Annotated in this window: 9 protein-coding genes; 6 read left to right on the forward strand and 3 right to left on the reverse strand. The window is 70.5% G+C overall.

Going from position 1 to position 14,238, the window contains the following annotated elements:
* Positions 1-35 precede the first annotated feature (35 nt).
* Genes Apa02nite_RS39290 through Apa02nite_RS39315 form a run of 6 tightly spaced genes read left to right on the forward strand, consistent with a single transcriptional unit; the run spans position 36 to position 6,814 of the window.
* Complete coding sequence (locus tag Apa02nite_RS39290) at positions 36-1,601, forward strand: acyl-CoA ligase (AMP-forming), exosortase A system-associated (protein WP_239164855.1); 1,566 nt, start codon at positions 36-38, stop codon at positions 1,599-1,601.
* Complete coding sequence (locus Apa02nite_RS39295; RefSeq protein WP_239164856.1) at positions 1,598-2,824, forward strand: pyridoxal-dependent decarboxylase, exosortase A system-associated; 1,227 nt, start codon at positions 1,598-1,600, stop codon at positions 2,822-2,824. The genes Apa02nite_RS39290 and Apa02nite_RS39295 overlap by 4 nt, the downstream gene beginning before the upstream one ends.
* The gene (locus Apa02nite_RS39300) at positions 2,821-3,111 is read left to right on the forward strand and encodes an acyl carrier protein (protein WP_203829579.1); all 291 of its coding nucleotides are present in this window, start codon (positions 2,821-2,823) and stop codon (positions 3,109-3,111) included. The genes Apa02nite_RS39295 and Apa02nite_RS39300 overlap by 4 nt, the downstream gene beginning before the upstream one ends.
* 6 nt (positions 3,112-3,117) lie before the next feature.
* Positions 3,118-4,194, forward strand: a complete 1,077-nt coding sequence (locus Apa02nite_RS39305) for a glycosyltransferase family 2 protein (RefSeq protein ID WP_067686499.1) — start codon at positions 3,118-3,120, stop codon at positions 4,192-4,194.
* Positions 4,191-5,723 (forward strand): lipopolysaccharide biosynthesis protein, encoded by a 1,533-nt coding sequence (locus Apa02nite_RS39310; RefSeq protein ID WP_203829580.1) that lies wholly within the window; start codon positions 4,191-4,193, stop codon positions 5,721-5,723. The genes Apa02nite_RS39305 and Apa02nite_RS39310 overlap by 4 nt, the downstream gene beginning before the upstream one ends.
* Positions 5,720-6,814 carry a glycosyltransferase family 2 protein gene (locus Apa02nite_RS39315; protein ID WP_203829581.1) on the forward strand — a complete coding sequence of 365 codons (1,095 nt, stop codon included), beginning with the start codon at positions 5,720-5,722 and terminating at the stop codon, positions 6,812-6,814. Before Apa02nite_RS39310 ends, Apa02nite_RS39315 begins: the two co-directional genes overlap by 4 nt.
* Positions 6,815-7,253: 439 nt before the next feature.
* Here Apa02nite_RS39315 and Apa02nite_RS39320 read toward each other — a convergent pair whose 3' ends face one another.
* The 3 genes from Apa02nite_RS39320 to Apa02nite_RS39330 all read right to left on the reverse strand — a co-directional run bounded on the left by Apa02nite_RS39320 (position 7,254) and on the right by Apa02nite_RS39330 (position 13,988).
* Positions 7,254-8,273, reverse strand: a complete 1,020-nt coding sequence (locus Apa02nite_RS39320) for a TolB family protein (RefSeq protein ID WP_203829582.1) — start codon at positions 8,271-8,273, stop codon at positions 7,254-7,256.
* Positions 8,273-9,517, reverse strand: a complete 1,245-nt coding sequence (locus Apa02nite_RS39325) for an MFS transporter (protein ID WP_203829583.1) — start codon at positions 9,515-9,517, stop codon at positions 8,273-8,275. The genes Apa02nite_RS39320 and Apa02nite_RS39325 overlap by 1 nt, the downstream gene beginning before the upstream one ends.
* A gap of 85 nt (positions 9,518-9,602) precedes the next feature.
* Complete coding sequence (locus Apa02nite_RS39330) at positions 9,603-13,988, reverse strand: DUF4082 domain-containing protein (RefSeq protein ID WP_203829584.1); 4,386 nt, start codon at positions 13,986-13,988, stop codon at positions 9,603-9,605.
* Between the last annotated feature and the right edge of the window lie 250 nt (positions 13,989-14,238).

Consider the following 14,238-nt stretch of genomic DNA (forward strand, 5'->3'; position numbering starts at 1 on the left):
CTGTTTCCACCCTCACCAGAAAAGGTATGCCCGAAATGCGCATGCAACTGCACGGCCTGCTGGCCGACGCGGCCGGCCGCTCAGGCGACGCCCCGGCGCTGACCTTCCGCGACGACACCCGGACCTACGCACAGTTGTGGGACGACGTGCGCGCCGCCGGCGCGGGCCTGCACGGGCTCGGCCTGGCCCGCGGCGAGCGCGTCGCGGTCTACCTGGACAAGCGGATCGAGACGGTCACCGCGATCTTCGGCACCTCGGCGGCCGGTGGCGTGTTCGTGCCGGTCAACCCGATCCTGCGGGCCAAGCAGGTCGGCTACATCCTGGCCGACTGCGACGTACGGGTCCTGGTCACCAGCGCCGACCGCCTCGAGACGCTGCGCGAGGAACTCGACCGGATCCCGTCGCTGCGCTCGGTGGTGCTGGTCGGCGGGACCGCGGCCGAGGCGCCGGCGAGCGGCGCGTACACCGTGACCGCCTGGGAGGACCTGGCCACCGGCGAGCTGCCGGCCAGCCCGGCGATCGACGTCGACATGGCGGCAATCCTCTACACCTCCGGCAGCACCGGCAAGCCCAAGGGCGTGGTGCTCTCGCACCGCAACGTGCTGGTCGGCGCGGAGAGCGTCAGCTCGTACCTGCGGATGACCGCGGACGACGTGATCCTCTCGGTGCTGCCGCTCAGCTTCGACGCCGGGTTCAGCCAGCTCACCACGACGTTCGCGGTCGGCGCGCACGTGGTGCTGACCAACTACCTGCTGCCCCGGGACGTGGTGCGGCTCTGCGCCAAACACCAGGTGACCGGCCTGACCTGTGTGCCGCCGCTGTGGATCCAGCTGGTCGAGCAGAGCTGGACGGCGGAGTCCGGCGGGCAGCTGCGGTTCTTCGCCAACACCGGCGGCCGGATGCCGAAGACCACCCTGGACAGCCTGCGGGCGATCTTCCCGGCCGCGCAGCCGTTTTTGATGTACGGCCTCACCGAGGCGTTCCGCTCCACCTACCTCGACCCGGCCGAGGTGGACCGCCGCCCCGACTCGATCGGCAAGGCGATCCCGAACGCCGAGATCCTGGTGCTGCGCCCGGACGGCACCGAGTGCGACCCGGGCGAGGAGGGCGAGCTGGTGCACCGCGGCGCCCTGGTCGCGATGGGCTACTGGAACGACCCGGCGCGCACCGCGGAGCGCTTCAAGCCGCTGCCCGGTGTTGCCGGTGGCGCGCTGCTCACCGAGCTGGCGGTCTTCTCCGGCGACTCGGTCAAGCGCGACGAGGAGGGCTTCCTCTACTTCGTCGGCCGCGCCGACGAGATGATCAAGACGTCCGGGTACCGGGTCAGCCCGACCGAGGTGGAAGAGGTCGCGTACGGCACCGGCCTGATCCGCGACGCGGTCGCCCTGGGCGTGCCCGACCCGCAGCTCGGCCAGCGGATCGTGCTGATCGTCAGCCCGGCCGGCGCCGACGAGCTGGACCCGGCCGCGGTCAAGGCGCTGCTGAAGAAGGAGCTCCCGCTCTACATGCTGCCGAAGGACGTCATCGTGCGCCCGGAACTGCCCCGGTCGCCGAACGGCAAGTTCGACCGCAACCTGCTACGTCAGGAGCTGAACGCGTGACCCAGCACCCCTCCGCCGCCGCCTTCGCGCAGATCGACGGCGAGCTCGCCGTCGGTGGCGTACCGGTCGGCCGGCTCGCCGAGCGGATCGGCAGCACGCCGTTCTTCGCCTACGACCGGGCGCTGATCACCGAGCGGGTCGCTCTGCTGCGTGCCACCCTGCCGGCCGCGCTGCAGCTCAAGTACGCCATCAAGGCCAACCCGATGCCCGCCGTGGTGCAGCAGCTCAGCGGCCTGGTCGACGCGCTCGACGTGGCCTCGGCGCTGGAGATGCGGGTCGCGCTGGACACCCCGATGCCGGCGAGCAAGGTGAGCTTCGCCGGGCCCGGCAAGACCGACGCCGAGCTGCGCCAGGCGGTCGCCGCCGGCGTCACCGTCGAGCTGGAGTCGGCGAACGAGGCCGCCCGGCTGGCGCGCGCCGGTGAGTCGCTGGGCATCCGCCCCCGCGTTGCCGTACGCGTGAACCCGGACTTCGCGGTCAAGGGCTCCGGCATGCGGATGGGCGGTGGCCCCCAGCAGTTCGGTGTCGACGCGGAGCTGGTGCCGGAACTGTTGAAGGATCTGGCCGGCACCGACCTCGAGGTGCTGGGCTTCCACGTGTTCGCCGGGTCGCAGAACCTGCGCGCGGACATCATCTGCGAGGCTCAACGTCGTACCGTGGAACTGCTCTTGCGTCTTGCCGAAGACGCGCCGGAAGCGGTCCGCTATCTGAACCTCGGCGGGGGTTTCGGTATCCCCTACACCGACCGTGACGTGCCGCTGGACCTGGCCGCGATCGGCGCGAACCTGGACACGCTGATCAGCGACGAGATCGCGCCCCGGCTGCCGGACGCGCAGGTAGTGATCGAACTCGGTCGTTACCTGGTCGGCGAGGCCGGCGTCTACGTGACCCGGGTCGTCGACCGCAAGGTGTCGCGCGGCAAGACCTACCTGGTCGTCGACGGCGGCATGCACCACCAGCTCGCCGCGTCCGGCAACTTCGGCCAGGTGATCCGGCGCAACTACCCGATCGCGGTGGCCAACCGGGTCGCCGCCGAGCCGGTCGAGCCGGTCACCGTGGTCGGCTCGCTGTGCACCCCGCTGGACCTGCTCGGCGACAACGTGACGCTGCCCGAGGCGTCGGTCGGCGACCTCATCGTGATCTACCAGGCCGGCGCGTACGGCCTGACCGCCAGCCCCACCGCATTCCTCAGCCACCCGGCGCCCGCCGAGGTGCTCCTGTGACCCCCACCGCCTCCGGAGGCAAGAGCATGGAACTGACCGGTACGACGATCGAGGACACCAAGGCCGTGCTGGTCTCCGTGCTGGGCATCGAGGATCGCGCCGCGAGCATCGGCGCCGGCACCGAGCTGCTGGGCAGCCTGCCCGAGCTGGACTCGATGGCCGTGCTCGAGCTGGTCGCCGCGCTCGAGGAGAAGTTCAGCATCACCATCGACGACGACGACGTGACCGCCGACGCCTTCGAGACCCTCGGCACCCTCGCCGCGCTGGTCGACGAGAAGCTGTCCTGATCCTCCATGAGCGTGCGTACCGCCCCTCGTCCGTTGACCACCCGGCCCACGGTCTCGGTGGTGATCCCCTGTTACAACTACGGTCACTTCCTGCCGCAGTGCGTCGCGAGCGTGCAGTCCCAGGGTGACCAGGTCGATCTCGAGATCATCATCGTCGACGACAAGTCACCGGACGGCAGCGTCGAGGTGGCCTACAAGCTCGCCGCCGACGACAGCCGGATCCGGGTGATCGCGAACGAGGTCAACAAGCGGCACATCGCGACGTACAACACCGGTCTGGACGCCGCGACCGGTGACTACGTGGTGCTGCTCTCCGCCGACGACCTGCTGGCGCCGGGCGCGCTGGGCCGGGCCTGTGCCCTGCTCGAGGCGCACCCGGAGGTCGGTTTCGTCTACGGCTTCTGCCCGGACTTCAACGAGCAGCCGCCGCCGCCGAAGACCGACGTACGGTCCTGGTCGGTGTGGTCCGGCGAGGAGTGGCTGGCCGAGCTGACCCGCCGCGGCCACAACGTGGTGATGTGCCCCGAGGTCGTCATGCGCACCTCGGTCTACCGCGAGCTCGGCGGGTACGAGGCCCGGCTGCCGGCCACCGCCGACTTCTACCTGTGGATGGCCGCGGCCACCCGCGGGTCGGTCGGCCGGGTCAACGGCACCGACCAGGCGTACTACCGGGTGCACGGCAACAACATGCACATCGAGCAGTACGCCGGCGTCTACACCGACATGGCCGGGCGTCGTCAGGCGTTCGACGTGCTCTTCGCCGACCACCGCGATCACCTGCCCGACCCGGACCGGCTGGAGCCGGCCGTGCGGCGGGTGCTGGCCAAGGACGCGTTGGTGCTGGCGTGCCGGGCGTACGACCGGGGTGACGAGAAGATGTTCGCCCAGGCCAAGGAGTTCATGGACTTCGCCGCCGAGACGGACAGCTCGGTCAAGGACACCGCGCTGTGGCGGGCCACCGCCAAGCGCATCGACCGGCACAAGAACGGCCGGGGTCGCGCGCCGCTGCACCACGTGGCCGCGGTCCTCGACGACCTGCAGGGCAAGGTGCGCTGGCGCCGGTGGCGCCGGTACGGCCTGTGAGCGCCGAGACCGCCACCGGCTCCACCACCGGTGGCCTCGGCAAGATGCTGGCGAAGGCGGCGTTCTGGAGCGCGGCCAACACCGCGCTGCTGCGCCTCGGCCAGCTCGCGATCAGCATCGTCATCGCCCGGCTGGTCGCGCCGGACGAGTTCGGTGTGTTCGTGGTGGCGCTCACCGTCTACCAGATCGTGATCAGCTTCAGCGAGTTCGGGGTCAGCACCGCGCTGGTCCGGGAGATCGACAACGCGGATCGGATCGGGCCCACGGTGGCCACCATCGCGATCGTCAGCAGCAGTGCGCTGGCGGTTCTGATGTTCCTCAGCGCGCCCTGGATCTCCAGTGCGCTGGGCGCTCCGGCGGCGGCCGACGCGGTGCGGGTGCTGGCCATCCCGCTGCTGCTGGCCGGCCCGACCGCGGTGCCGGCCGCGCTGATGGCCCGGGACTTCCAGCAGGGCCGCAAGATGATCACCGACGTGAGCAGCTTCGTGGTCGCCAACGGCCTGCTGCTGATCCTGGCGATCAACGGTGGCGGCGTGATGGCGCTGGCCTGGTCCCGGGTCGCCGGTCAGGTCGCCTCGGCGGTGCTGATCTTCATCGTCTCGACCAAGAACTACCGGCCCGGGTTCGACAAGCGGGAGGCCAAGCGCCTGCTGCGCTTCGGCATGCCGCTGGCCGGCGCGAACATCGCCGGCTTCACCCTGGCCAACGTCGACTTCATGGTGATCGGCCGGCTCGCCGGGGCCACCCAGCTGGGCTATTACAACCTGGCGTTCACGGTGTCGAGCTGGCCGCCGAACGTGTTCACGGTGATCCTCTACAGCGTCACGCTCCCGGCGCTGGCCCGGGTCAAGGGCGGCATCACCGAGATCACCCGGCACGTGTCGGCCGCGCTGTCGGCACTGTGCGCGGCGTCGTTCCCGGTCACCACGGCCTGCGTGGTGCTCGCGCACCCGCTGGTCACGCTGGTCTACGGGGACCGGTGGGCACCGGCCGCGACCATCCTGGGCGTACTGGCGATCTTCGGCTCGATCCGCGTGATCATCTCGCTCTTCTCCGACGTGCTGGTCGCGCTGGAGAAGACGAACCGGCTGTTCCACCTGCAACTGGTGTGGCTGGCCGTGCTCACCCCGGTGATGATCCTCGGTGTGATGTGGGGCGACGGCATCGGCGCCGGCGTGGCCCAGGTCGCGGTGTCGCTGCTGGTGGTCACCCCGATCTATCTGGTGGTGCTGGTCCGGTCGGCCGGGCTGCCGCTGGAGCCGCTGGTCCGTCCGGTCGTGCTGCCGCTGCTCGCGGCGATCGCGTCCGGGGTGGCCGCACACTTCGCCGCCGAGACGGTGGACAGCGCCCTGGCCAAGCTGGTCGTCGGGCTGCTCGCGCTGCTCGCGGTGTACCTGCTGGTGCTCGGCCGCTGGCTGCTGCGTCTGGTCAAGGAGCTGAAGGCGCTCTACGGCCGCCAGCCCCTGTCCGAGGCCGACACGCAGGTGATCGCGCTGAGCGAATTGAAGAAAGAAGAGGAACTGCTGTGAGCCGGCTGACCGAACGCGCCCGGGTCTCCACGCCCGAGCCCACGCCCGCCCGCGGCGCGCTGATCTCGGTGGTCATCCCGACCTACAACTACGGCCACTTCCTGCCGCAGAGCGTCGGCAGCGTGCTCGCCCAGCAGGGTGTCGAGACCGAGGTGATCGTGGTCGACGACTTCTCGACCGACGACACCGCCGAGGTGGCCGCGAAGATGGCCGCCGCCGACCCCCGGGTCAAGCTGGTCCGCAACCCGACCAACCACGGCCCGTGCGTCGCGTTCAACGACGGCCTGGCCGTGGCGACCGGCGAGTTCGTGGTCCGGCTCGACGCCGACGACCTGATCACCACCGGCTCGTTCCAGCGCGCGGTGGCCCTGTTCGACAGGTTCCCCGAGGTCGGCCTGGTCTACGGCCACCCGCTGCACTTCGAGACCGAGACGCCGCCGGAACCCCGCACGGACGTGGAGTCGTGGTCGATCTGGTCCGGCGAGGACTGGATCGCCGAACGCTGCCGGCTCGGCGTCAACTGCATCACCACCCCGGAAGCCATCGTGCGGGCCAGCGTCTATGCCGAGATGGGCCCGTGGGACACCCGGATGCGCTACGCCTGCGACATGGAGGCCTGGATGCGGGCCGCCGCGGTCGCCGACGTCGGCCGGATCAACGGACCGGACCAGGCCCTGCACCGCGAACACAGCGCCAGCCTGAGCGTCAACGCCGGCTCCGGCCGCCTGCTCGACCTGCGCGAACGCCGCGTCGCCTTCGACGTCCTCTTCGAAGGCCCGGGCGGTAAGCTGCCCCGCGGCGCCGAACTGCACGAGACCGCCCGCCGCTCCCTGGCGATCGAGGCCCTGGACGCCTCCTGCCACGCCTTCGACCGCGGCCTGACCGGCGACGAGCCGATCGACGAGTACATCGCGTTCGCCCTGGAGACCTACCCCCGCGCCAAGGAACTCCCGCACTGGCGCGGCCTGCTCCGCCGCCAGCGCATCGGCGCCAAGGCCTCGCCCTACGTCCCGCTCTTCTTCGCCAACGCGGTCCGCTGGCGAGTCCGCAACGACATCAACCGCCGCCGCTGGGAACGCAAGGGCGTCTAGGTCCAGGCAGGCGTCCACTTCCGGTCAACCCTTATGCGGTACGAATACCGAGCGCCCCACCGCAGGCTACAAGCCACGCCCCGGGCCGGTCTCGCGCCAGACCGCGCCCACCCCGGACCGCAGCGCGCCCCCGGGTCTTGGCTGGTCCCCAGGGGTGTCTCAGCGCTGCTGAGACACCCCTGGCGGCCAGCCTGCTGCCCGCACCGGACAGCGGTCTGCTCCTGGTTCTTGGCTGGTCCCCAGGGGTGTCTCACCGAGGGTGAGACACCCCTGAGAGCCAGCCGGCGGCCGGGAGGCGCGCTGCGGCCGGGAGTGGGAGCGGTGTCGCGTCGGCCTCACGGGCGGGACTCGGCTCGTAGCCTGCGGACGGGCGCTCCGTAGTCGTACCACATGGGTTTCGGGGTGAACCGGGAGCAGCGCGCGGTCTGATGAGAAGCGGTCAGCCTCGGACTACCGCGGGGGACCAGGCGTCCTGGACCAGCAGCTGGGGTTGGCCGGAGCCGTCGGCCGGGACCTGCCAGACGTCGCTGGAGGCGGAGCCGGCACCCTCGCGGGGCAAGCCGTAGACGACCGTCTTGTCGTCGAGCCACTCGGCCTGGTCGTCGATGCTGCGGGTTTCGGCGAGTTCGGTGACCGTGCCGGTGCGGAGATCGTAAACGGACAGGCGCCACTTGCCGGCCGGGAGGTCGCCGTGTTTCTTGAAGGCGATCCGGGTGCCGTCGGGGGAGAGGGACGGGCATTCGACGTCGCCGTGCACCGAGGTGACCGTCCGGGCCTTGAGGCTGCCCTTGACCAGCCAGGTCTTGCCGCCGGAGGACGCGGTGGCATAGAACCCGTCGTCGTCGGCGAACGTGACGCCCCACAGGTTCTTGTCCGAGGCGGTGATCACCTTGCCGTCGGCGCGGAGCGTGAACTTCTCGATGTCGCCGACCACCTTGCCGTCGGTACGGGTCACGATGGTGCGGGTGGAGAACTGGCCGGGGTTGGCGTAGGAGTCGCCGAAGACGAACGTGGTGGTGGCGATCAGCGAGCCGTCGCGGGAGAGCCGGGCGCGGCTGGGCAGCCCGGTCAGCGGCAGGTCGCGGACCGGCTTCCAGGACGTGTCGAGCAGCTGGGACTTGTACGTGGTGACCAGCCCCCGGTTCGCCGCCAGGCAGATGGTGTCGGCGCCGGTGGCGTAGACCCGCTCGCAGGCCACGCCGGTGAACGCCCGCGGGCCACCCGCCGCGGTCAGCGGGACCACCGCGATCTGGCCGTAGCCGTCACCGAGCGCGGTGCTGCGGAACACCAGGTGCGGCTGGGCGCGCAGCGCGGACAGGTCGCCGCCGGCCGCGACGGCGGGCGCCTCGGCGACCGTGCGGGCCTGGTCCTGGTGGGACTTCCAGACGTACCCGGCGGCGCCGGTCGCACTGAGCACCAGGATCACACCGAGCGCGATGCCGCGCTGCTTGACGTTCATCAGGCCACCTGGGCCCGGTCGATGCCGCGCAGCAGCCAGCCCGCGGCCGGCACCGCGAGGGCCAGCAGCGCGCCGAAGACCAGCAGCGACTGGCTGGGGCCCTGCAGGCTCCAGTAGACGCCGAACAGCAGCGACGACGCGAACCGGGCCAGCGCCACCACGGTCTGCGCGGCGGCGATCCCGCTGCCCCGGGTCTCCTCGGACACCAGGCGGCTGATCAGGGCGGGCAGCACGCCGTCGGTGGCCGCGTAGAAGACGCCGAGCAGCATCAGGGTGGTCAAGGTCAGGCCGAGCCCGCCGGCCGGCAGCGCGGCGAGCAGGTAGCTCAGCAGCAGCGCGCCGTGCCCGGCCACGAGGACCTTGGCCCGGCCGACCCGGTCGGCGAGCCGGCCCAGCGGCACGGCCAGGGCGAGGTAGGCGACGTTGGTGCCGACGTAGAGCAGCGGGAAGTAGGTGGCGGCGAAGTCGTCGCGCTCCTGCAGAGCCAGGTAGAGGAAACCGTCGCCGACGGTCAGCAGACCGAGCACCGCCGCGGCGATCAGCGGTTTGCGCAGCTTGCGGCCGCCGACCTCACGCAACACCACGCGGAACCCGACACGCGCCTTCGCCGCGGCGGTCCGCAGATTCGGTACGAACAGCACGAGTACGGCGACACCGACGACGGCGAACGCGAACGACACCACGAAGATCGAATCGTAGTCGCCGGGGACCGCGGCCAGCAGGGCGAACGCGACGAGCGGCCCGATCGCGGCGCCGATGGTGTCCAGCGTGCGGTGCACGCCGAACGCCCGGCCGAGCATCTTCGGGTCGGTGGACTCGGCGATCAGCGCGTCCCGCGGCGCGGTGCGCAGGCCCTTGCCGAGCCGGTCGCCGGTGACCACCGCGGTGATCGCGGCGAACCCGGCCGCGGGCAGCAGCGCGATCCGGCTGAGCGCGGAGGCGCCGTAACCGAGCACCGCGACCCACTTGGGCTGGCCGTGCCGGTCGGCCGCGTACCCGCCGGCCAGCCGGACCAGCGCGCTGACGCCCTGGTACATGCCGTCCAGGAAGCCGTAGGCGACCGGGCTGAGCCCGACCACGGCGGTCAGGTAGAGCGGCAGGATCGAGGAGACGCTCTCCGACGAGATGTCGGTGAGCATGCTGACCACGCCGAGCAGGATGACGGTCGAGGAGACCCGCCGGACGGTGCTGCCGGACTCCGGTTCCTTGTCAGAGCCGGGTCGATCCCGCAGCGAGACGTACATGTGTGGTGTTCCTGCCTTTCGCGCGTGCCCCCGGACACGCTACCGATGCGTGGCCGGGGGCACGTGGTCCGTTCCGCCTTACCTTTTAGCCGCCCGGGGTGAACAAGACGTCCACCCAGTAGTTGCCGTTCGCGGCACTGGCCGGGAAGCCGCCGCCGTACTGGTAGAGGCCGCCACCGGCGACCGACTTCAGCGGCGGGTTGGTGATCTCGGCGGACAGGCCGTTCGCGGTCACCGCGTAGTTGCCCTTGGGGGCGTAGTACGAGACCACGTACTGCGTGCCCGCCGTGATCGACACCGGGTGGGTGAACCGCAGCATCTGCCAGCCGGAGGCCGTCTCGTCGGCGAACGTGCCGGTGGCCAGCGGCGTGGTGCCGCCGGTGGCCGCCCAGAGGCTGCCGGTGTGCTCACCGGTGTTGCCGGCCCCCTTGAAGAACCGCACGCCGGTGACCTTGCCGTCGACGGTGGAGACGAACTTCATCCCCAGTTCGATGGCGTTCGGGTCGTCCCAGCTGGTGTTGGCCGGGATCGACGTGTCCCCGAGGACCGTTTTGTCGGGGTTTGAGCTCGCGCTCGCCGACGGGCTGGCGGTGGCGCTCGTGCTCGCGCTCGGCGAAGCGCTCGCTGACGGCGACGGTGCCGTGGTCGTCGGTGCCGTGGTGGGCGCGGTCGTCGTCGCCGGGGCGCTGGTGGTGGGTGTGGTGGACGGGGCGGCGGGCGTGGTGCTCGCGGTCCCGGCGGTGAACAGCACGTCCACCCAGTAGTTCCCGGCCGTCGCGTTGCCCGGGAAGCCCCCGCCGTACTGGTACCGGCCCCCGTTGGCCACCGACCTGAGCGGTGCGTTGGTCAGCGCCGTCGCCAGCCCGTTCGGAGTCACCGCGTAGTGCCCGTTCGGCGCCAGGTAGGAGACCACGTACGGGGTGTTGGCGTTGATCGACACCGGCTGGTCGAAGACCAGGGTCTGCCAGCCGGACGCGCTCTCGGTGCCGAACGTCCCACTGGCCAGCGCCGCGCCGCCACCGGCCGGCCAGAGGCTGCCGGTGTGCGCGCCGGTGTTGCCGCTGCCCTTGTAGAAGCGCACACCCTTGACCTGGCCGGCCACGTCCGAGGTGAACGTCATGCCGAGCTCGACCTTGTTCGGGTCGTCCCAGGCGGCGTTCACCGGGGTCGCGGTGTCGCCGAGCAGGGTGGTGACGTCACCGGTCGGCGGCGTCGACGTGGACGGGCTCGGGGTCGGGTCGGTGGGCGTGGTGCCACCGCCGGCGGCCACGAAGAGCGGGTCCACCCAGTAGTTGGTGCTCTTCCACGAGCCGCTCGGGAACGTGTCCGAGCCGTACGCGTAGACCCCGTTGTCCCCGGCCGGCCCGGTCAGCGGCGCGTTCACATGATCGCTGCTGAAGTACTGGCTGGTGACCGCGTAGTCGCCGAACGGCGCGTAGTACGAGGCGACGTACGTGGTCCCGGCCGTGACCGGCACCGGGGTGGCGAAGTACACGTACTGCCAGCCGGTCGCGGTCTCGTCGGCGAACGTGGCCGTGGCGATCGGCGCGCCACCGGTGGCCAGGTACAGGCTGCCGGTGTGCGTGCCGGTGTTGCCCGGTCCCTTGTAGAACCGGACACCGACCACCGAGCCGTTGGCCGACGCGGAGAACTTCACCCCGAGGCTGACCGGCTGTGCGTCGTCGGTGGCCACCGTGGCCGGAGCGTCGCCGTTGGCGAACAGGGTGCTCACCGTGCCCGAACCGGGGCTGGTGGTGAACTTCCAGGCGCGTGCCGAGGTCATCTTGATGCCGGTGGTGTCGGTCGCGGTCACCGAGACGGTGATCTCCTGACCGGCCGGCAGCGTGGCCGTCGGCGTGAACGTCGCCTTCTTGGCGGCCGCGTCGTAGCTGACCGCGCCGGCGATCGTGGTGGCGCCGTTCTTGACGGTGAACTTCACCTTGTCCGGGTCGACCGTCTTGCTGAAGGTGGCCGTGATCAGCGAGGAGGTCGCCACGTACTCGGCGTCGGCCTGCGGCGAGATCTCGGTGACCGTGGCCGGGTTGGCCGCGCCCTCGTCGAAGAGCACGTCGACGTAGTAGTTGGTGGCGTTGTAGGTCCTCGTCGGGAAGTGACCGACGGTGCCGAAGACGCCGTTGCCCTCCGCCTCGTGGCTGCCCGGCGCGACGAGCGGCAGCGCGGTGTGCCCGCGGTAGATGAACGCCCAGGACTCGCCGGCGTAGTTGCCGTTCGGCGCGCTGTAGGACGCCACGTACGTGGTGTCGGCGTCCACCGGCACCGGGTCGTCGAAGAGCAGCGTCTGCCAGCCGGACGCGGTCTCGTCCTCGAACGTGCCGGTGGCGATCTGCGTGCCGCCCGCGGTCCACAGGCTGCCCTTGTGCGTGCCGGTGTTGCCGGCGCCCTTGTAGAAGCGGACACCCCGGATCCGGCCGTCGGCCTTCGGGATGACCTTCACGCCGACCTCGACCGGGTCGTTGTCGCCGCTGGACGGGTGTTCCGGCGTGACGTTGCCGAACAGCGTGGTGGAGCCGGTCAGCGCGATGGTCCGGTCGGCGACCGCGCCGATGTTGGCGGTGTCGTCGGTGGCACGCACCTTGACGGTCGCCGTGCCGCTGCCGACCACGACCCCCTTGTACGACCAGCTCGTGGTGCCGGTCGCCGGGTGCCAGGTGCCGCCGTTGTCGAGGGAGACCTCGACGCCGCCGACCACGCCGCCGCCGTTGTCGGCCGCGGTGCCCTTCACGGTGATCACGGCGCCGTTGTCCACCGACGTGTCGGCGTCCGGCGTGGTGATGGTGGTGGTCGGGCCGACCGAGTCGGTCGACTTGGCGGCCGCGGACAGCCCGCTCATCAGGGTGGCCGGCTGCGCGTCCATGTCGGCCAGCAGGTTGACGGTGGCCTGCTGCAGGCGCTTGTCGACCGGCTCGATGGCCCATTCACTGTCGTGCTCGGTGTCCAGCGCCCAGGCGTACTGGATGGTGCCGGCGCCGAAGACCAGCGCGCCGCTGGACGCCCGGTACAGCGTCATGTGGTGCTCGGTGGTGCCCGCCGCAACCTGGTAGCCGAAATCCTGCAGGTACTGCGGGGTCTCGCCGATAGTGGTGGACAACCGGATGAGGCCGGCCGGGCGGAAGCCGTTGTCGAGGTCCTCGTCGGACTCGTACCCGACGGTGTGCGGGGCCAGGGTCAGGGTGTCGCCGTCGCCCTGGGTCGCGGCCTGGGTGTTGTTCCAGAACCGGTTCTTGCCCTGCGCGGCCGGGACGGCCAGGGCCAGGTCGTCGTGGTTCGCCATGAAGATCGTGCCGGTCAGCGCGTTCTCCGGCTGGGCGCCACCGGTGGCCGGCGGAGTGAATCGCGGGTCCCGGTACGTGCCGGTCCACTGACCGGTCGGGTCGGTCTGCGAGTCGTCCCAGGTCTCCTTGTAACAGACCAGGGTGCGGTAGTCGGTGTTGCTGCCGTCCTGGCTGGGCTCCCAGCGGGTCCGCCAGTAGACCTCGTTGCCGCTGAAGAACGCGAGGTTGGTGCCGGCGTCCCGGGCCGCCTCGACGTTGGCGCGCTGCGGGCCGGACCAGTACTCGTCGTGGCCGACGGAGAGGAACGTCTTGTGGTTCTTCAGCAGGCTGCCACGACGGTCGGAGTCCACGTCGGTGGTGTAGGTCAGGTCGTACCCGTTCTTCTCCAGGAAGCGGATCATCGGGTACTCGTTGCTGAACAGGAAGTCACGGCCGCTCTCGTGCGACCGGGTCGCGAACGGGCGGTTGTAGCTCAGCTTGCGCGCGCGGCCGTTCGGGCCGTCGTTGTAGAAGTTCGCGTCGCCGTACAGGTTGTAGGCCTGCCAGGTGGCGTCCGAGGTCTTGAAGATGACGTCGGAGTGGCTGGCGTCGTTGCGCACCACGAACGTGACGTGGCTGGCGCCGCCGGTGTCGGTCCGCTTGAGCAGGGCGAAGTAGACGCCGGAGACCGCGCTCGACGGGACCGCCCAGTTGGCCGAGACGCCCCAGGTGCCGCAGTCGTAGATCAGCGTGGTCTCGTTGCTGATGCAGTTGACGTCCTGGTTCTGCGCCGGGAACGTGCCGTCCAGTGACTGGATCTTCCGGGCGCCGGCGTTGTCGTAGTAACCGAGCCGGTAGATGTCGATCGTGTACGCGTGCTCGGCGCGGATCTTGAAGTTGATCGTCTCGCCGACGTTCACGCTCATGTCGGTGGCGAAGCCCTGCACCGTCGAGTCACCGGACTTGTAGATGTCCCACTCGCTGGCCGGGCTGCCCGGCAGGCCGTTCTCGCAGACGATCGAGTTGGGCTGGCAGCTGGCCACCGCGGCGGACGAGTGGTACAGCGATCCGACGAGGACCGCGGCGAGCAAGGTGGCGACGGAGGCGAGGACCTGCCCGGTCCGGATCGTGCGATTGCGGAAGGTGATCCTGGGCAGGGCCGGGAATGCTCGTCGATCGCGGCCTGGTGGCGTTTCCATCTGGTGCAGCAGCCTCTCCGCCAAGAGTGATGTGCCCGGGGTACAGGGCAGCGAGATCATCTTCGACTTTGACGGCGACGGTAACGAAACGGGCTCGTCCTGTCCATCGGCTGGAAAAGGCTGTGGATCACCGACCGACGGAGGCGATTTCATCATTTCGGCCAGTCGGCCATCACCCCATTGCGCAGGGCAAACATGCAGCGACGCTGTGCAGTCGGAAATGTCCGGTGGACATTCCGACCGACAGCGT

Source organism: Actinoplanes palleronii (genome assembly GCF_016862315.1).
In the GTDB taxonomy this organism is placed as follows: Bacteria; Actinomycetota; Actinomycetes; order Mycobacteriales; family Micromonosporaceae; genus Actinoplanes; species Actinoplanes palleronii.